23 protein-coding genes are annotated in these 15,948 nt (G+C 55.3%); 7 read left to right on the forward strand and 16 right to left on the reverse strand.

Annotation, left to right across the window (positions count from 1 at the left end; all coding sequences use genetic code 11):
• Positions 1 to 412: 412 nt before the first annotated feature.
• Positions 413 to 1,027 (reverse strand): helix-turn-helix domain-containing protein, encoded by a 615-nt coding sequence (locus tag DXY29_RS00035; RefSeq protein WP_115021791.1) that lies wholly within the window; start codon positions 1,025 to 1,027, stop codon positions 413 to 415.
• Between the two features lie 213 nt (positions 1,028 to 1,240).
• Positions 1,241 to 1,432, reverse strand: a complete 192-nt coding sequence (locus tag DXY29_RS00040; protein WP_115021793.1) for a hypothetical protein — start codon at positions 1,430 to 1,432, stop codon at positions 1,241 to 1,243.
• A gap of 330 nt (positions 1,433 to 1,762) precedes the next feature.
• Between DXY29_RS00040 and DXY29_RS00045 the strand changes: the two genes are divergently transcribed.
• Positions 1,763 to 1,936 (forward strand): conjugal transfer protein TrbI, encoded by a 174-nt coding sequence (locus DXY29_RS00045; RefSeq protein WP_115021795.1) that lies wholly within the window; start codon positions 1,763 to 1,765, stop codon positions 1,934 to 1,936.
• Between the two features lie 16 nt (positions 1,937 to 1,952).
• Here the strand turns inward: DXY29_RS00045 and DXY29_RS00050 are convergent, their stop codons facing one another.
• The 6 genes from DXY29_RS00050 to DXY29_RS00075 form a co-directional block, all read right to left on the reverse strand.
• Positions 1,953 to 2,237 (reverse strand): hypothetical protein, encoded by a 285-nt coding sequence (locus DXY29_RS00050; protein WP_115021797.1) that lies wholly within the window; start codon positions 2,235 to 2,237, stop codon positions 1,953 to 1,955.
• The gene (locus tag DXY29_RS00055) at positions 2,234 to 2,455 is read right to left on the reverse strand and encodes a DUF3721 domain-containing protein (protein WP_115021799.1); all 222 of its coding nucleotides are present in this window, start codon (positions 2,453 to 2,455) and stop codon (positions 2,234 to 2,236) included. Before DXY29_RS00055 ends, DXY29_RS00050 begins: the two co-directional genes overlap by 4 nt.
• 4 nt (positions 2,456 to 2,459) lie before the next feature.
• Positions 2,460 to 2,717, reverse strand: coding sequence for a hypothetical protein (locus DXY29_RS00060; protein WP_115021801.1), 258 nt, complete (start codon positions 2,715 to 2,717; stop codon positions 2,460 to 2,462).
• Between the two features lie 68 nt (positions 2,718 to 2,785).
• Positions 2,786 to 3,496 (reverse strand): phosphoesterase, encoded by a 711-nt coding sequence (locus tag DXY29_RS00065; RefSeq protein WP_115021803.1) that lies wholly within the window; start codon positions 3,494 to 3,496, stop codon positions 2,786 to 2,788.
• On the reverse strand, positions 3,496 to 4,311 hold the full coding sequence (locus tag DXY29_RS00070) for a metallophosphoesterase (protein WP_115021806.1): 816 nt from the start codon (positions 4,309 to 4,311) through the stop codon (positions 3,496 to 3,498). Before DXY29_RS00070 ends, DXY29_RS00065 begins: the two co-directional genes overlap by 1 nt.
• Positions 4,312 to 4,316: 5 nt before the next feature.
• On the reverse strand, positions 4,317 to 5,099 hold the full coding sequence (locus DXY29_RS00075; protein ID WP_115022086.1) for a GTP-binding protein: 783 nt from the start codon (positions 5,097 to 5,099) through the stop codon (positions 4,317 to 4,319).
• A 151-nt stretch (positions 5,100 to 5,250) separates the two neighbouring features.
• Here DXY29_RS00075 and DXY29_RS00080 point away from each other — a divergent pair, with 151 nt between their 5' ends.
• Entirely contained in the window at positions 5,251 to 5,520 is a 270-nt protein-coding gene (locus DXY29_RS00080; protein ID WP_115021808.1) for a hypothetical protein, read from the forward strand.
• A 926-nt stretch (positions 5,521 to 6,446) separates the two neighbouring features.
• Here DXY29_RS00080 and DXY29_RS13160 read toward each other — a convergent pair.
• Positions 6,447 to 6,623 (reverse strand): hypothetical protein, encoded by a 177-nt coding sequence (locus DXY29_RS13160; RefSeq protein ID WP_166017056.1) that lies wholly within the window; start codon positions 6,621 to 6,623, stop codon positions 6,447 to 6,449.
• Positions 6,624 to 6,796: 173 nt separating this feature from the next.
• Here DXY29_RS13160 and DXY29_RS00085 point away from each other — a divergent pair, with 173 nt between their 5' ends.
• Together DXY29_RS00085 and DXY29_RS13165 are read left to right on the forward strand one after the other, a co-directional pair.
• A complete protein-coding gene (locus DXY29_RS00085) occupies positions 6,797 to 7,210 on the forward strand; it encodes a hypothetical protein (protein ID WP_115021810.1) in 414 nt (137 codons plus the stop codon).
• Positions 7,211 to 7,758: 548 nt separating this feature from the next.
• Positions 7,759 to 7,923 carry a hypothetical protein gene (locus DXY29_RS13165; protein ID WP_170952060.1) on the forward strand — a complete coding sequence of 55 codons (165 nt, stop codon included), beginning with the start codon at positions 7,759 to 7,761 and terminating at the stop codon, positions 7,921 to 7,923.
• Between the two features lie 29 nt (positions 7,924 to 7,952).
• On the opposite strand, the gene DXY29_RS00090 is transcribed toward DXY29_RS13165, so the two are convergent.
• Both DXY29_RS00090 and DXY29_RS13170 read right to left on the reverse strand, forming a co-directional pair.
• A complete protein-coding gene (locus DXY29_RS00090) occupies positions 7,953 to 8,792 on the reverse strand; it encodes a GNAT family N-acetyltransferase (RefSeq protein ID WP_244279249.1) in 840 nt (279 codons plus the stop codon).
• A 97-nt stretch (positions 8,793 to 8,889) separates the two neighbouring features.
• The gene (locus DXY29_RS13170) at positions 8,890 to 9,063 is read right to left on the reverse strand and encodes a hypothetical protein (protein WP_166017053.1); all 174 of its coding nucleotides are present in this window, start codon (positions 9,061 to 9,063) and stop codon (positions 8,890 to 8,892) included.
• A 466-nt stretch (positions 9,064 to 9,529) separates the two neighbouring features.
• Between DXY29_RS13170 and DXY29_RS00095 the strand changes: the two genes are divergently transcribed.
• The gene (locus tag DXY29_RS00095; protein WP_115022088.1) at positions 9,530 to 9,922 is read left to right on the forward strand and encodes a DoxX family protein; all 393 of its coding nucleotides are present in this window, start codon (positions 9,530 to 9,532) and stop codon (positions 9,920 to 9,922) included.
• A gap of 16 nt (positions 9,923 to 9,938) precedes the next feature.
• On the opposite strand, the gene DXY29_RS00100 is transcribed toward DXY29_RS00095, so the two are convergent.
• Together DXY29_RS00100 and DXY29_RS00110 are read right to left on the reverse strand one after the other, a co-directional pair.
• A complete protein-coding gene (locus tag DXY29_RS00100) occupies positions 9,939 to 11,681 on the reverse strand; it encodes a gamma-glutamyltransferase family protein (RefSeq protein ID WP_244279250.1) in 1,743 nt (580 codons plus the stop codon).
• 678 nt (positions 11,682 to 12,359) lie between these two features.
• Positions 12,360 to 12,629 (reverse strand): DUF1651 domain-containing protein, encoded by a 270-nt coding sequence (locus tag DXY29_RS00110; protein WP_115021817.1) that lies wholly within the window; start codon positions 12,627 to 12,629, stop codon positions 12,360 to 12,362.
• A gap of 475 nt (positions 12,630 to 13,104) precedes the next feature.
• Between DXY29_RS00110 and DXY29_RS00115 the strand changes: the two genes are divergently transcribed.
• Both DXY29_RS00115 and DXY29_RS00120 read left to right on the forward strand, forming a co-directional pair.
• Positions 13,105 to 13,392 (forward strand): hypothetical protein, encoded by a 288-nt coding sequence (locus tag DXY29_RS00115; protein WP_115021819.1) that lies wholly within the window; start codon positions 13,105 to 13,107, stop codon positions 13,390 to 13,392.
• On the forward strand, positions 13,385 to 13,639 hold the full coding sequence (locus tag DXY29_RS00120) for a hypothetical protein (RefSeq protein ID WP_115021821.1): 255 nt from the start codon (positions 13,385 to 13,387) through the stop codon (positions 13,637 to 13,639). The genes DXY29_RS00115 and DXY29_RS00120 overlap by 8 nt, the downstream gene beginning before the upstream one ends.
• A gap of 202 nt (positions 13,640 to 13,841) precedes the next feature.
• Here the strand turns inward: DXY29_RS00120 and DXY29_RS00125 are convergent, their stop codons facing one another.
• From DXY29_RS00125 to DXY29_RS00135, 3 genes are read right to left on the reverse strand one after another with little or no spacing between them, the layout of a single operon-like run.
• The gene (locus tag DXY29_RS00125) at positions 13,842 to 14,162 is read right to left on the reverse strand and encodes a hypothetical protein (RefSeq protein WP_115021823.1); all 321 of its coding nucleotides are present in this window, start codon (positions 14,160 to 14,162) and stop codon (positions 13,842 to 13,844) included.
• Between the two features lie 60 nt (positions 14,163 to 14,222).
• Positions 14,223 to 14,954 carry a fatty acid desaturase gene (locus DXY29_RS00130; protein WP_115022090.1) on the reverse strand — a complete coding sequence of 244 codons (732 nt, stop codon included), beginning with the start codon at positions 14,952 to 14,954 and terminating at the stop codon, positions 14,223 to 14,225.
• Positions 14,944 to 15,900 carry an orange carotenoid-binding protein gene (locus DXY29_RS00135; protein ID WP_115021825.1) on the reverse strand — a complete coding sequence of 319 codons (957 nt, stop codon included), beginning with the start codon at positions 15,898 to 15,900 and terminating at the stop codon, positions 14,944 to 14,946. The genes DXY29_RS00130 and DXY29_RS00135 overlap by 11 nt, the downstream gene beginning before the upstream one ends.
• Between the last annotated feature and the right edge of the window lie 48 nt (positions 15,901 to 15,948).

Below are 15,948 nucleotides of genomic sequence, written 5' to 3' on the forward strand. Positions count from 1 at the left end.
GGCCAGAAGGCCAAGGGCAGCAGGAGCCACCAGCAGTTGCTGGAAAAGCTTCATTGAATTCCTCACACAGGAAAGCCCAAATTGGGCACGCCTATACTGCCGTTGCGCTGTATTTGCTGCTACTCGTATAGAGCACTTCCAAGTAGCTTTTTATACGTCTGCCTGTTCACTTTTGTTGTCAGCCTCATCGCAGTCCCTTTGGAGATGTCTGTGGTCTGTTTGGGGCTTCGCTGTGTCTCTTAGGCATCAATAAGAAGACTGACGGCCTTGTGTCATTTGTTACTCTCTTCCGTGTTTTGGGCCTGTTGGAGCGATTAGAGTTAAAAAGTTGATTCCCATTGGATCTTGGCCAATTCATCCGACGACAATTTACGGCAGTCCAAAAAAAAGGGCTGTAAAAAGTCAAAGTGTTCTAAATGGAAGGGTGGAACATGTCGGTGTGGCCATTGATTTGATTTGCCGGCAATATCAGTTGATTCTTTAGTTCGTCAATATAAATTTTATTAGATTTCCTGAGAGAGCTTATGCTTCTGGAAACAGTAGATCTTGTAGTTCCAATGATTTCAGCGATGCGTCCATGAGAGAGAGTGTGCTCTAGCAAATAACCATCGGTCGTACGTATCCCAAGTCTGGTGGTTAATAGTTGAAATAATTTCATGAGACGACTTTCTATGTTTGTTTCGAGTCTGACAATGTGCAGTTGTAACACCCATTCCATGATGCCGTCATTGAATCTTTGTTCTGGATGATGGCAATAGCTTGCTTGGCATTTTGTTTCTGTTATCGCCTCTATCCTGATCGATAACTCTTCAGGATACTTGAATCTGCATGGTTCAGATTTGCATGCAAAAGCTAAAGTCAAATCAATTATCTTGCCTTCTTGGTAGGCGCCAATTCTTACGATTCCATCTTCTACTGTTATTTCTACGTCTTCTCTGCCTTTAGGTCTATCGAGAAGCACTGTTTCCGAAGCATTCAGGCATATTGGCCTGTGCTGCCTGGGATTATTTCCACCCTTCGTATTCATTGATGTGCTGACGTGTGCTTTTTGATGCTTTCTGCTGTAGTCGCGTTGCCACCTATTTATTTGCTGTTCTGTATAAACAAGTCATCGCGGTTTTGTATTAGATGGATTTTATAGCACGTTGTGGATTGTTGGCTTTGTTCGTTGTTGTGATATTTGCCCTTTTTGAAGTTCGATATGACACATTGCGTCGTCGCGATAAGGATGCTCTGTCTGTTAACGCTTCAGCCACAGCATTTTTTCCGGCCTGATCACCTCAAGGGCTTCCATGTGCTCGTTGGTTAGCGCCTGGGCAGCCTGATGTTGGCCTGCAAGGGAAAGCTGCGACGCTCGTCCAAAGCACCAGTCTTTGATGTCATTGAGCGTCTTAGCTCGATGGCGATGTTTGTTGATATTTTCTGATTGCATTTTTCACTTGAGGATCTTTTTATTGTCTCGTATTGTATTTCAATTTTTCTTTTTTGTGTACGTTTGAGCGTAGTCAATTGTTGTTCCTCATGTAGCTATTGCTTTCCTGCTCTTTTGGGGCTGCCTTTTGAAACTTTTTATCTATAACCATCTCTCTTGTCCTTCTTTGGTTTTGTTGACGCCTCCTGTCTGTCAGTGCTCTGTAGCCCTTGGTCGCGTTTTTGCTGATAATCATTCTCGCTACTTTTTTCGCTCTTTGTGTTGGTTTGTTCTTCTATTTGCTTCTCATGTTTCAAGCCTCTATAAATATCCCCAGATGATCCGTCAGTTATGCCTTCAGCCCTACTTCTTTGTGCTTGTGAGCGTTGCACCTGCGAGGTTCAGGAGACTAAAGCTGTGATGCTGCATGGCCTGAGCTTCTGTTCAGAGGCCTGTGCCAGCGGCCACCCCAATAACGAGCCATGCCATGGCAGCGGTTCCTGTGGATGCACCTGTGCGGAGTGAGCGAGTTGGGTTGAGCTCAACCCCCTTTCGATCGGGCTGGCCTCAGCAGCATCGTCAGCCCTGACACGGTGACAACAATGGTCAGCCCTCCCAGCAGGATTGGATAAATCGGTTGGAGGTTCAGCCAGCCGAATTGTCCCGTGTGCAGCTTGAGCAGCCAGAAGGCATCGATGTTCCGCTCAAGGAGCAAGCTGTAGAGGGAGCCAGTGCCTGCTGTAATCAGCAGTGGTGCTGCGGCGATTGGCACCAGCCAGCGGTGGATGCGTCGTGCCTGACGGCTCGTTGTTCTCGATTTTTTCATTGCTTGCGCAGCTGTTGATGGAGTTTCCGTTCATCAGCGCAAGGCATCCAGCGTCCGTTGTTCTCGTGAACGCTGGTGCAACCGATTTCGGTAGCTCGCTGCTGAGCTTCCGCCTCGGTGGCGTAGAGCCCTTTGCTGTGAGCCAATCCTGGCGTTTGGTTTACCAAGAGGGTCACCACACCGACGGCAAGAGCCGTTAAAGGTTGGATGGCGGTCATTGGTTCAGAAGCCTTCGCAGTGTTCGATGGCTTTCAAGTAATTCATCTTGCCCGGGTGTGTGTTTCCGTCGGTGTTGATCGCGACCCGCATGGCGATCTGGGCATCGACGCAGCGGTTGTAGCGATCGGTTTTGACGGCTTGCGGAATCAACAGAACAGCAATGCTGAGCAGGCTGAGGCTGCTGACTGCAGCCAGCACCGGGTAAGCGTGGGCCCTCACCATTTCACGCACCGTGAGCTGTTGTTGGTTGTGATCGTTCATGTACTGATGGCGATTGCCCCAGCGTATGAACGCCCTTTCGGTTTGTTTGGCCTGAATGAACGAGGCAGTCAGCCAAAGCCCCGCCCCGAGGCGTGGACGGGTTCTCCCGCAATCCGAAACTCGATGTGATCAGTTGCGGGGTCGTACAGGGTGTAGTTCCTCCCTCCGCCAATACCGATCACGCTGCGCTTGGGTACGGCCTGTTCGCTCTGCTCTTCTCCGGAATGGTCCTTGACATGCGATTGGATCGATCCACCGGAGAGTTCAAGCCGGAACTGACGCTGGCAGCGTGCTGTGAAGAGGCGATTGACATCCAGTCGCGTCAGGCGATCCAACAACACCAGGGCAGAAGTGTCTTCTGTCAGCCGGTCACCAACATCAGCTGAACTGCCATGGATAAGGGCGCAGTCGAGTTCGATGAAACCGAACTGCAGCGATGCCAGCCAGTTGAGATGGTCTGCATCCACGGCAGCAAGAAGTGCGTTGACGCCAGCCTCGCCGTGCTCTTGTCTGAGAGCTTCAGCCTTGCGTTCCCCGCGGTAGCCAGACTCAGCAAGCAGCTGCTCTTCCCACCAGCCGTAGATGCACTCGGGCTGAAGATCAGCGCGATGCGGCTGTCTCAGACGCTCGAGCAGTGCATTGCACTTGCGTTGTGATCCGATCAAATCACCGAGAACGAAGAGATTGGCAACACCCCGCTGTTGCTTCAACTCCTTCTGGATCTGCTCGTACAGATCCAGGTCTCCTTGGAGACCACTCACCAGGGCCCAGCGTTCCATCAGCGCTCACACACGTGGCTGGCGTCTTCAGCCCGCTCGGCGTATTCGAATCCGTGGCTGAGCCTCCAGGCAAACACCTCCGGTAAGCCCGCATCAACGATGGCCTGACAGGTTTTGGCGACGTCGTAGTCGACCTCTCGAATGGTGACGTCTCCTGTGTTGTCGTCATGGATCACATAGGTCGCCTTCGTGCTCCCATGACGTGGTTCCCCCACGGAACCAGCGTTGACGATCCGCCGCATTGGCAGTTCCAGCTCATCTTCTGTTGGTGTGCCTTGATCGCGTTGTTGCACCTTCACCCGAATGGTCCCCTGCCGTAGTTCGCGCACATAGGGCTGGTGGGTGTGGCCGCAGAACAAGGTTTCCGCTCCTGCTGTTTCCACCCGCTCAAGGGCTGCAAATGCGTTCATGTCAGGCAACAGATACTCGTGCTGACTGTTTGGACTGCCATGCACAAACAGCAGCTTCTCTCTGCGGAATGTCATGGGCAGTTCGGCCAGAAATGCTTTGTTCGCCTCCGTGAGCGTTGCGGCTGTCCAGTGGTGGGCACGATGGCCTCGACGTTCCGCCAGCTGGGAGGGATAGCTGCATTCACAGGCATTCAAGCCATCAATGATGTCCTCATCCCAGCACCCCTGGCACGTGTCAATTTGGCGCTGCCGCACCAACTCCACCACCTCATTGGGCTGAGGTCCGTAACCAACAAGGTCGCCCAGACAGGTGATGGTTTTGATCCCGTGGGAGTCAATGTCGTCGAGGACGGCCTCAACGGCTGCCAGGTTGGCGTGCAAACAGGAGATGACGGCATGCTTCATTTCAGTCAGCTTTCCAATGAGGGTTGTTGTTGTTGCTGGAGCTGTTGTTGTTGCGCGATGAGCACGTCATCTGCGAGCAGACAATCGTTGATGGTTGCTTGCATTCCTTCAGGATTGAGTGCCTTGCCTTGAACGACCAGTTCTGAAGTTCGACTGGGGCGCCCTGTGGGGGGAGCCGTGGTATCCAAGGGCAGAAACTGTGATCCCTGTTGGCTCACCATCCAATTGCAGAAAAATGAACGCCCGTCGGGGAGATTCATCAATCCTTTGGCGCGGTACACATCGCCGTAGGCACCATTGACGAGTTCAAACCAGAAGCTGCTGAGGCTGTCTGGGTCCCATACACAACCTGAAAGGGATGTATGCCAAGCCTCAAGCTTGCTGAACTCCAAGGTGTCATTCGAAGGCAACTCTGGGTCTCGCCCAAAGTGCATGACTTGGTCAGGTCGCAGCTGCAATGCGTCCAGCTTTGAGCGGACGTTGATTCCAAAGCCATCGATGCCCTCCTGGGTGGGAGTACGAAACCTCTGAACTTCGATCAACGTGAGCGCATCGTCCTCCTGCTTCAGCTCTGCTGCATTGGATGGAGTCGCCTCCTCAAGCCTGGGGATCTGGTCCTTGAGCCAGTTCAGGTCGATACCGCTGTCGGCTCCCTGCTCAAGCCCCGCTTCTGGTTCTTCCTCCAGGCGCAGGTAGGCGCAGGGGCCGCCGTGATCTTGAAGCGTTTTGAGTGCCCAGGATGTTTTTCCGCACCCCGGAGGACCTGAAATCAGGCACACCTGACCCATCGCAGCCTCCACAAAGCTCGAGAATCATTCTCATTATGGTCGCTCGTCGCTGTCCTGTCGCGCTTCGTCTCCATTGCATTGAGGTTGGTATCGCTTGTTATGGGCTGTGCTTGCATCTCTCGCTAGGGTCACCAGAACTCGGTTTTGACCTATGCAGGCCTTGGAGTTCCTCGCCCTCGCGCTGGTGAACTTGGCTCTGATGGTTTATCTGTTTGAAAAAGGCTTCAAATTCTGGAAGGAGAACCGTCGTCTCGATCGCCTGGTTAATCAGCATCCCGAAATGAAGGGGGTGCATCCTGACGAGGATGGCCTTTTTGTTTTTGAAAGTGATGACTCCTTAAAGGTTTTGGTTCTGGAGAACGATGAGCCCGGTGTGGATGAGCCCTTCTATGTGAGAGAAGAAGATCTTGAAGAGGAGTGAATGCAAAGCCTGACCTGAAGTTCTGGGGGTAATTCGTGCAGGAATGGAATGATGAATTTGTTACCCAGGCTCAACATGAGCTCACCTCTATGGTGACTGACTGGAAATACGATTACGGCGTCAGTGATCGTGATTGTTCGGCCATGTTGCTCTGGATGCTGATCAAGCTCAATCCCGATTGCAATCTCGATGCCGGTGTTCTGGATCCCTGAGCAGGCGTTGTGTCTTGGGTCGCCAGTGGGGGCGGTGTCGATGGATGGGGGTGATGCGTTTGTCTGCCCCTAGGTGAAAGCACCGATGTTTATTGGTTCTTGGCGATACACAATGAAAGGGTGACCCCCAGCTCAGAACAGGGGGAATCTGCGTCGAACAAGGGGAGGGACTAGGGAACCCTCCCTTTTTTGTGGCTGGACTGCAGTTCAGCTCACCTAGGCCTTTCTCTGGGGTCTAATCACAAAAAAGCCCGCCAAAGCAGCGGGCCAGGTGATGGGGGATCCCAACATAACGACCACTGCCAATGGATGCAGTGTTTCTTTCTTATTCATGCTGCGGATCCGGTTGCAACTTATGGCCCTGCTGTGAGCGGTATCGCTTTGCGCAAGATCTAGTTCAGTCGCCTGCGTGAGCCGCTGTTACGCCCAACTGCCGGAACGTTTCGGCTCAGATATAGGGCATTGCTGAGTCCCATCACGACGGTGCATCCTGCCGGGCCGCACACTCGGTAGAAGTGATGTCCAATGGATTCGACTGTTCCGTTGCCTTGAACGGAGTACGGCAGATGCAGAGGCTCGGCCATAGGACGACGCTTGAGGCAAAACCGTCCTACGGATCCTGGATTGGACTTGACTGAGACATCTGATACGGATTTGCTTTTCTTTGCCTCCCTCAGTGTTTCTTAGGGATCCAGGCCTGTGCCTTCGTCGGCCTCAGGTTCCTGGGAAGTGACTGGCCTTGAGTCGAACAAGGTGATCCCGCACTTCCAGGTCTGGCATTCGCATCACGCGTTGCATCAGGTCTTGCCGATGGGCGTAAAGCCCCCTGCAACCCTTGATGGGTTCGGTGAGCAGCTCCAGCAGTTGTGCTTTGGCCGTTGTGCTTGTCATGGTCTTTTGCTGCGCCTGGTCTCGTCTTGTCCCCCAAAGCATCGCGAACATGTGATCGCAACACATCACCCATTCGAGTGGTTGTCTGCACTGATCCCAGGCGACGTCTCCCCCATTCGAGGGGTGGCTGCCAGGGTCAGCTTCTTTATCGTGACGTGTCTTTCGAGGTTCGGATGAGGGTTCTGCAATCCGTTCTGGCGTTGCTGTTGGTGCTGGGTTGCGCAACAGCTTCACCGGTGTTTGCTGCCATGAGCGAGGAGTCGGCGAGTAGTGATTTGATTGCGACGCTCGAACAAGCGCGGGATGTGCGGGAGCAGGCGGATCTAAAAATCCGGGAAAATCTCAAATTGATGGCGTCCAGTTGCCTCTATATGAGTGATTCGTTGAAGGAGTTGATGGCTTTGGAGAATCAGTTTGAAGACCGCCAGATCGCAGATTTCACTGTGGGCATGGCCGATGCGGTCGAGTTGGAATTGCTCGATGAGGAATCCCGGAAGATCAAAGCGCTGTACCGGCGATCCCACTGTGACGACCCGATCATCCTGCGGGAACAGTTGCGGCAGGCGGATCAAAAGCGGAAGGCCTGACTCAAGCAAGCTTCGCAACAGCAGACCCCCGACCCCTTTGACGGAGGGGGCCGAGGGTCTGGTTCTGAACGGTGTCGTTCAGGTTTGAAGTGGCCGTCCCGTTCCGATGAACGGGCGGCCTAGATCGCTCGCTTGTGCATGACGCACTCCATCAGGTTTTCGGCTGAAGGAAGGTCGAAGCGTCTGGCTCGTGGCGCCTGGGGCCATGTTCCAAGGGGTCGGGTGAAGGGTGCTCCTTAGGGCACCTGACACGGTGCAGATGGAGTGCCGATCGGCCTGGCCTTTCGCACAAGGCCTGCCGAAGGGCGCACCCGACAAGAGGTGTGAAAACTGTTGGAGCAGGGGCCTGAAAGTCAGTTTGCTTCTGACGTCTGCTCGGTTGGACCGTCGTCACGCATGGACGCCTCCGATCTCGATGGACACATTCTTGGGGGTGGGTCGAGTCCCGGCAATCAGCACGAACACGCATTGCCTTTCAGGGCTGAATCGGCCGAAAGTGGGAATGCCGTGGCTGTGATCTGATTAGCCTGAACCGCCGACCGCGGTTGATGACCATTCCCTTCGGCACGCCTGAGCCTTCGGAGGGTCTGCTGAACAAGTCGGTCTCATCCACACGACTGCGTGCCTGGTTGAACACACGTCTTCGCCAGCTCGCCATGGGGCAACGGATCCAGGATGCGCGGGCGTTGCGTAGCGAATTCCTCGTGGAGTGATCAGTGCCGCTCAGGTCTGTTCAGGGAGATCAACCCAGCTCGAGGCAGGCCAGGCCATAAACGTTGCGATCGTGACCTTTCGGCATCACGCCTTTGTACATGCGCACCGTTGATCCCATGGGCTTGAAACCCTTCGCCGTTGTAAGGGTTTTGGCGGAGTGGTTGTGTCCGGGGGTGTCGATCAGAACGACTCCCTTATGGCGGTCCATGGCGTTGTTCAGTAACAGCGATGCCATCCCAGCGTCTTCTGCAAGCCATGGCCCCACCCGCCAACCGTCGCCAATCGGGAGGAGGCAGGGTCGAATGCGCACATAGCCATGGCATTCACCCTTGCTATCCATGGCCACGAACACCTCCCCAGCCTTGTGGCGAAGCCACAGTTCAAGGAAATGGGGGCGTGGGCTGATTTCGTGTCGTTCGTCGTAACGCTGGACGGCCTCGAGTGAGATGTCGCGCAATGACACGACGTTGATGTCGCTGCGATGGAGAAGGGTTGTGTTCGGGTTGTTCGATTGATCGCTCAGGCACAACATCTGCCGGCGAGTGGTGACGCAGTCCTTCTGAAAACCGGCTTTTTCATAGAAGCCAACCATCTGCACCGCTGCTTCCAGACCGATGCACTCCACGCTGTTCAGGGTCTGCAGGGCATGTCGCCAGAGGCGATGGCCAATGCCCTGGCCGCGATGGTCCTGCTTCACAACAAACAGGCCGATGAAGGCGTAGCCGGGGTTGTAGGTCACCGCGGCGATGCATCCCAACGGCTGGTTGTTTTGCCAAGCCAACCAGATCCCCTGGCCATCGGTGTTGGCATAGATCTCGATATCGCCCACACCAGGAGCGAAACCCTGCTCACGGGCCAGACCTGTCACAAAGTCAAGGTCGGATGACGTGAATGGTTTGATCTCCAAAATCGACAGTCAGGCGAGGGGGCAGCAACCTGAGTGTTCGAACAATTTTCAGGCGCCGTCAGGCGGCCCGGAGAATTGAATCCACACTGGTTGGATAACGGCGCACGTACGCATTGGTTTCCATGGCGACGATGCGCGCCTCTTGGCGATCAGCTGCCTGGAGTTGCAGCGTGTGTTGGCTACCGTCGTCTGTTTTGTAGCGAACGAGAAAACGTTGAGGATTGGCTGTCATCGGTCTGAGACCTTCCGTCCGATCCGCAGTGTTGCTGGCCGTAGCGCACAGGCAAGAGCGTGAAATGGTCTGTGGTTTCCCTCAACGATGAGATGTCCCATCGGTTGGGCGTGAGCCAGGTCGAGCTTCATGGCTTTGCCGTGAATGCACCCGTCTTACTGCCTCTGCAACCGGATCTCCATCCCCCTGTTATGGGATACGTCGACCTGTAGGTCGCCGATCCTGTCGTGATGGGCTCTTGGCCGTCTGTTTCGGCTAGGGGAAGGGGAGATCCGAACCGTTGCGGGCGGTTCTCCTCTCCCTGTGTTGCAGCCTCCTGAGCGACGCTTGACCCGGACAGATGTTCATGAGGGGACCAACCCCTGAGGCTCGACCCTCAGGGGTTTTTTTATGGCTGTTCAGAGTGAACAGTTGCTCCCTAGGGTGATTCCCATGACTCACGAGCCCCTGCGGGCTTTTGCTGACCATGACTGCTTCGAAGCTGTTCGACTTTCTCGGCCGGGTGCTGATGGCGGCCGTGTTTGTGAATGCATTGCCGGGGAAGTTCAGCAACTTCGCTGAAACGGCAGGCTTCATTGCCTCCAAGGGCATTCCTGAGCCGCTGGCATCGGTTCTGCTGGTGGCGGCAATTGTGGTGTTGATCGCCGGATCGATCCTGCTGGTGTTCGGCAGCAATACGGTGCTGGGGGCTTCCCTGCTGCTGCTGTTCCTGGTGCCCACCACGCTGCTCTTTCATACCTTCCCGGTAGACAGTGGTTTCGCGATGAACCTGGCCTTGATCGGAGCGTTGATCCTGGCCATCACCCGTGCCTGGGGCAGTGGAGTGCCCAGCTTCACGAACATCCGCTCCAAGGGTTGATCGCCCGCTGGCTGGGTCATGGCAGGGCCAGGGCCGTTCCCTCACGGCGCGGGTCTGCCACCCCTTGCCAAACCCCATCGATTCTCTGCACCAGGGCTGTGCCGCTGCCAATGGGCTGACGCCGCACTGGCCCTTTTGTTGTCAGCTGCTCTAGCGGTAACGGCCAGGCGAGCGGAGGATCGTCTTCCAGCACCAGCGTCTCGCCCCGCCTGACGAGATGGGGCAGGGCCACCGCTCGCGTTGGCGGCTCGTTCCAGACCATTGATGCCAACAACACCCGGCTGAGTAGATGCGGAATGCTCCGACCGCCAGGGCTGCCGAGGGCCAGCACCGGTTGACCATGACGGAACACCAGGGTGGGCGCCATCGACGACATCGGCCGCCGTCCTGGCAGGCGACGGTTCGCCACCGGTTTGCCGCCAAGGCTGGGTCTGAAGGCGAAGTCGGTGAGCTGATTGTTCATCACCATGCCGGCCACCAGGTGCCGACTTCCGAAGATTGTCTCCACTGAGGAGGTGTAGGAGGCAATATTGCCTCCGGCATCCACGATCGTGATCTGGGTGGTCCCCTGCTCCTGCCCCTGACCAGGCCGACCGAAGGGGTAGCGATCCGACCCCGGTGGCAGCCCTGGAGTGGGTTGCGTTGCCTCGGCGATCTGCATGGCCTGGGCTCGCTTTGCGATGTACCCCGGATCGAGCAAGCCAACGGTGGGAACCGCTCCATCGCGCGGGTCACGCACCCAATAAAGGCGGTCGGCATCGGCCCAGGCTTGGGCTCGGCCCAGCTGCCTCCAGATTTCAGGCTCAGCTGCGCTGGACCCTGGAAGATCGCTGCTCTGGCTGAGCAGGGCGAGGGTCTGCAGCAGCGCCAACCCACCACTGCTGGGGGGCGGCATCGTGCAGATCTGATGTTGAAGCTGTTGGCGGCAGAGGGGGGCGCGATCCAGCACGGCATAGCCGCTCAGATCGGCTGGACTCCAGCCACGGAAGTCTGGTTCGCTGGCCTGCAGGGCATTGATCCCGTCGAGGATCTGCTGCGCCAATGGCCCTTGATAGAAGGCCGGCCCACCGTCACGGGCCAGCAGCCTCAGGGTCTGGGATAGGGCGCTGTTGCGGAACGGCTGATCCGCCGGCGGGGGCTGGCCACCGGGCAGGTACAGCGCCTGAAAACCGGGGCTGTGGGCCACACCGAAACGCTGGGCAAGACGAATGGAGCGCCGCAGCCGGGGGCTCGGTTGAAAGCCAACGCTGGCCAGGCGGATCGCTGGTTGGAAGGTGTGGGCCCAGGCCAGACGACCGTGGTTTTGGTGCGCCTCCCAAAGCAGGGCAACGGTGCCAGGAATGCCGATGGCGTTGGCTTTGGCGGTGGCCTCTCGCCAGGGGAGGGGGCTACCCGAGGGGTTGAGCAGGTCGTCGGGCTGGCTGCGCTCGGGGGCCACTTCACGGCCATCCAACACCTCCAACCTGCGTTGCTTTGCATCCCAGTGGAGGAGGAATCCGCCGCCTGCGAGGCCGGAGCTCTGGGGTTCCACCACGGCCAGCACCGCTTGCGCGGTGACCAGGGCATCGACGGCGGTGCCGCCCTCCCTGAGACTTCTCAGCGCAGCTTCACTGGCCAGGGGATTGGCGGTGACCACCACGGCTGATCCGCTGGCGCTGGAGATGCCCTTGCTGCCGGGGTCGGCCGATTCCGGATCATCGCGGCTGATCGGTGCCGCTGTTATTGGGGGGCAGATCAAGAGAGTCAGAGCCAGCAGCAAGGCTCTGATCAGCAGGAGCCCGCTCCTGCTTGTGGCAATGAAAACATCACTGCAAAGGCTTTTGGAGGAAAAAGTGATCAGATTCCCTCACTCACCCCTCTCGGATTTCAATCCAAGGGCTAAACCTGTATAGGAAGAGATGTATCCGCAGGCCCACCTACGGGATACATCGCAGTCCTGATAGACAACTTACCGAAAAAAAGGTTCCCAAAGAGCCCACTCCTCAGGAACAACTCGTGCATGCGGGCAGAACTTAATGCTACTCAATCTCCCTTAACAATAAGTAAATTTGCTCAGCATGAGCGGGCTGGGTCTTTGCGTGGCGTTGCTGATTGCTGCTTCCTCTGGCAGCTCGTTTCAGCTGGGCAAAAAGAAGCCCCCGTCTAGACGGGGGCTGCATTCCTATGGCGTTGTCGCGCTGGGATTGATCAAAGACCGAGGAATTTTGCAGGAATGCCATCCAAGCTGCTGTTTCCCATCATTTGGAAGATGACGTTGATCAGCATCCCTCCAATGTGGATGGCTCCTACCAGTGCCAAGCCTCTCCAGAGCTTCTCAAATGCTGCTGGGGGCTGATTGTTAACCCACGTGCCGGATCCGTTGGTCATCAATTCATTGTGACTTTTGCAACCTTGGCGGAAGCTGTTGTTTTGGTCCAGTATTTGTCATTGACATTCATCAGCGCACGGGGGGAGAGCAGCGCCGCCAGCCTGTCTTGAGCATCGTGTTCCACGCTTCGATGGCGTTGTGGCGGAGCATCCGCCGGCGGGTCTGTGGCATCGGTGGCCGAGGCGGAACCCAGTAGTAGGTGTGCACCGCAACCCACTGGGAATGGACGGTGGCTGAGTCTGGTTTGAACTGCACCACCTTTTGCTGCTCAGGGCTCACCAGCCAGCCTTTACCGCCTGGCTTTTCCGTTGGTTCGTGGGTGGCGCGGTATCGAGGCAAGGGGGTGGGGCGACTGCAACAGGAGACAGCTCTGCGAAGCGCGTGCTGCCGGGGCGGTGCCCCGCCGTGATGATGGCGAGCCTGATCATGACTGGTGGGCCAAATCGAGCGCGAACCGTTGGGATTGCCAGGGAATGAACAGAGTGTCCTGGATGGCGATGGCAATCTCAGTTGAGAAACATCGATTCACACCTTTTTGATGCTACAAAAAAGAAGCTCGTCTCAGTCAAAAAGACGCATCAGAGAAGCTTCCGGAGGCCTAGATTGCGACCAATGTCCCACTAAGGCAAGAGATTTTTGCGCTGTCCTGTACTTAGAGGACAGGCTATGAAGATCTTTTTGGTTCTCAACGAAAAAACATAAAGTTTTGCTATCGACCTATAAGCAAGTGTGAGAAACTTGAATTATTGGCTTGATAAATTAATGCTACTTCATGCCCTTGTCGCTTACATTCAAGTAAATCCGTTTGGCAATAATGGAAGGCCGTCAGGTTGAAGATTTTTCCCAAAAAATAGCCTCGGACTTCGCGCAAGCCTGCAGGAATGATGAGAAAAGTGAGGATTGTTTTGGAACTGCGTACAGCTACGGTCGAGATAACGAGACTCGCTTGACGCATGAAATCATTCGCCTCCAGCGAGAAAGTGGTTTGTCGAGAAGAGAAATTATTGAGTCGATCAGGGATCTTGCAAGTCGTATGAATGCACTTTCTTATGTTTTTCTAGTTGCGGCTGACGTTGCCGAAAAAGCCCTCGACGATGATTGATCCTGGCGGTTTGCATGATCCACGCCAGCCAAGTGACGACCCTCCGGGCTATGCCCCGCGAGGAGACTTTTTGATGGGCCTAGCGGAAGAAGCGATCAAGGAGACCAGGAGGCGAAAAGTTGAGAAGGAAATTGCCGTACTTTCATCGGCACTGAAGGACTGCAAAGATAAAATCTCGAGTCGACGCTATGAGCAACTAATGAATCGTCTTGCCGAGCTGAAGAGCGAGCTCAACAGCAATCCTTAAATCCAAAATACAGCACAATTTGATCTCTGAACAATTTCTTGGATGCTTGCTTGATCAGGCCTGCGACGATATCTCTGGCTTGGCGCTGATGGCGCCTGTTCTTTTAGCAGTGCTCAACTAGGGGAGATTCGGCGAAGACTTATAAAAACAAAACCTCTCTGATCCATTTAGGAGCAAGAATTATGAAAATATATGCAGTTTTTCAGAACATCGACATGGCTTTGATTTTGCTTAACTTCAGTTGATTGAGGCCATCTAGATCATTGTATTTGATCAAATCTTGCTTGATCATGTCGGCCAATGTGAAAAGAATATTGCTGAAATCAAATTCCATTCGACCCTCGTATTGGTAGCGCTCGGTGCTTAAAAAGTCGTGCAGGCTCCAGATGGATTCAGGTGTGTCGAGTTTCGCGCTTTGATCCTTGAGCGTTTCAATCAAGATCACCACGGACCGTTGTTTGCCCAGGGCGAAGGCATGCCGCGCTACCGCTTCTTCTTCAGAGGTCCAATCGGTCGCAGACATGTGGTGGGTGAGGTGGGATGGCGTCGAGCGTCTGGATCGGGCCAGACTTCAGTGAACAAATCAACCCGTCCTCAGTTCCGGCAAAAGGAACCACGGGGCTTTCGGGTTGCTGTGGTGCTCGCGATGATAACCAAAATGGTAACAAGCGAGAAGTGATACAAAAGGATGAAGATTCAAGCTTTTAATTGAAACTTCATGGCTCTTCTGTCGGTGTTCTTTGCGATGGGGCAAGTAGGTGCCAACAAAGAAAAGCTGTCCGGTGCTGATGAGCAAGGGAAGCAGATATGTGACGGAAACTGTGATGAATGGAGGGTTGTGATTGGCTTGGGTTGCCAGCACAAGAACCATTAAAACGAGGATCAGTCGGCTGAGTTGTGCCGGATTGAGGTAATTCCGCAAAAAGCGCGTCAGCCAGGCCACAACGGATCGGTTGTTGGCTGGGCAGAAGTCTGGGTCGGCGTCTGATTCCGGCATCAGGTGATGCCGGCGGTGATTTGATCTGCAGACGTCGTAATTCAGACCCGCGTACAACCACAAACAAACCCGGCCAATCCTCTGATTGATCAGGCCATGCCCCGGTGCCAGGCTGTTGTGCATGGCGTCGTGGGCAAGGATGAACAGGCCGGTGTGCAGGAAGCTCCGGCACAGAATCCAGCTGATGATCAGCAGTGGATGCAGCTGACTCAGCTCGATGCGCAGGCCAATGATCAGCGTGACCAGCCAGGAGACTGCAATCAGAGCTCCCAGTTGCAGGCCTCGCTGAACAGAGGGCTTCAGGCCGTCATTTGGCACCAAGTTTCAGCAGTTCAGCGGGTGAGGCGAGAAGGTCGATCGCGACGAAGTAGATCTTGTCGTTGTCGTCGAGCAGGAAGCGCCAGGCGACATTCATGCCCACTTCGCGGCCAAACCAGGGGGTTTGCACCTTGCCGGTGACTTTGATCTGATTGAAACCACCTTCAGTCGGTTCACCGAAGCCGCCTTGGGGCATCAGCTTCAGGTTCTGACAATCTCGCTTGAAGAATTTCAGGATCGCTTCACGGCCCACAATCGGACGCTGGAAGGGGGGCTGGAGAGCGCCGTCGTCGAGGAACAGATCAATGAGCTGATCGAAATCGTTGGCGTTCAACAGCTGCATGTAGCTGAGGATCGTCTGGTTGAGAACGCCAGGAATGAAGATCTCTTCGCGCTCATCCACCGGTGTGGGGGCGACGATCGGCTCTGTAACGATCTTGGTGTCGTCAATGTTGGGATCAAATCCCATGTCGACAACGAAGTTGCGCAGCAGGGTGATCTGCTGGCCTTGCTCGACCTTCTTCACCGCTTCCAGCACCGAATTGGCGTTGGCCGAAAGCTTGTAGCCCTGGGGAATGGGGGCGACTTTGCCCTGGCGCATGAATTCGCCCAGCTCGTACCAGAAGCAGAGCTTTACGTTCACCGACCAGTAGGCATAGGTATTGGAGATCGGGCTGTTGATCTTGCCCGCGAGGTCACACATGACCTTTGTCTGTTCGTCGAAACTCATGGCCAAGATCTGGTCAAGGGTCGGACGAGCCAACTGCATGCGTGCAGCGCCGGGGGCGGCGATGGTGATGGTCTGACCCATCTCGAGGTAGGCGAACCAGATCAGTGCCAGCTGATCTTCTGCGGAAAGCAGTTGGAAGCGGGCTGTGATGGCCGGAACGGCATCAGCAGTAAGAGTGTCCGGGAAGATCTGACGAGCCTTATCGAGCGTGAACATCCAGGACGTAAGAAGGTGTTTACAGACTGTAACACTATGTTTCTTTGT

Source organism: Synechococcus sp. UW69 (assembly GCF_900474185.1).
Lineage (GTDB): Bacteria > Cyanobacteriota > Cyanobacteriia > PCC-6307 > Cyanobiaceae > Parasynechococcus.

Coding starts and splice junctions, on each gene's coding strand:
- DXY29_RS13160 (WP_166017056.1), bottom strand. CDS start 6,623: ATGACAAGCACAACGGCCAAAGCACAACTGCTGGAGCTGCTCACCGAA.
- DXY29_RS00050 (WP_115021797.1), bottom strand. CDS start 2,237: ATGAAAAAATCGAGAACAACGAGCCGTCAGGCACGACGCATCCACCGC.
- DXY29_RS00085 (WP_115021810.1), top strand. CDS start 6,797: ATGAGGGTTCTGCAATCCGTTCTGGCGTTGCTGTTGGTGCTGGGTTGC.
- DXY29_RS00055 (WP_115021799.1), bottom strand. CDS start 2,455: ATGACCGCCATCCAACCTTTAACGGCTCTTGCCGTCGGTGTGGTGACC.
- DXY29_RS00040 (WP_115021793.1), bottom strand. CDS start 1,432: ATGCAATCAGAAAATATCAACAAACATCGCCATCGAGCTAAGACGCTC.
- DXY29_RS00095 (WP_115022088.1), top strand. CDS start 9,530: ATGACTGCTTCGAAGCTGTTCGACTTTCTCGGCCGGGTGCTGATGGCG.
- DXY29_RS00075 (WP_115022086.1), bottom strand. CDS start 5,099: ATGGGTCAGGTGTGCCTGATTTCAGGTCCTCCGGGGTGCGGAAAAACA.
- DXY29_RS13165 (WP_170952060.1), top strand. CDS start 7,759: ATGACCATTCCCTTCGGCACGCCTGAGCCTTCGGAGGGTCTGCTGAAC.
- DXY29_RS00060 (WP_115021801.1), bottom strand. CDS start 2,717: ATGAACGATCACAACCAACAACAGCTCACGGTGCGTGAAATGGTGAGG.
- DXY29_RS00120 (WP_115021821.1), top strand. CDS start 13,385: ATGATTGATCCTGGCGGTTTGCATGATCCACGCCAGCCAAGTGACGAC.
- DXY29_RS00080 (WP_115021808.1), top strand. CDS start 5,251: ATGCAGGCCTTGGAGTTCCTCGCCCTCGCGCTGGTGAACTTGGCTCTG.
- DXY29_RS00035 (WP_115021791.1), bottom strand. CDS start 1,027: ATGAATACGAAGGGTGGAAATAATCCCAGGCAGCACAGGCCAATATGC.
- DXY29_RS00115 (WP_115021819.1), top strand. CDS start 13,105: ATGGAAGGCCGTCAGGTTGAAGATTTTTCCCAAAAAATAGCCTCGGAC.
- DXY29_RS00070 (WP_115021806.1), bottom strand. CDS start 4,311: ATGAAGCATGCCGTCATCTCCTGTTTGCACGCCAACCTGGCAGCCGTT.
- DXY29_RS00125 (WP_115021823.1), bottom strand. CDS start 14,162: ATGTCTGCGACCGATTGGACCTCTGAAGAAGAAGCGGTAGCGCGGCAT.
- DXY29_RS00135 (WP_115021825.1), bottom strand. CDS start 15,900: ATGTTCACGCTCGATAAGGCTCGTCAGATCTTCCCGGACACTCTTACT.
- DXY29_RS13170 (WP_166017053.1), bottom strand. CDS start 9,063: ATGACAGCCAATCCTCAACGTTTTCTCGTTCGCTACAAAACAGACGAC.
- DXY29_RS00045 (WP_115021795.1), top strand. CDS start 1,763: ATGCCTTCAGCCCTACTTCTTTGTGCTTGTGAGCGTTGCACCTGCGAG.
- DXY29_RS00065 (WP_115021803.1), bottom strand. CDS start 3,496: ATGGAACGCTGGGCCCTGGTGAGTGGTCTCCAAGGAGACCTGGATCTG.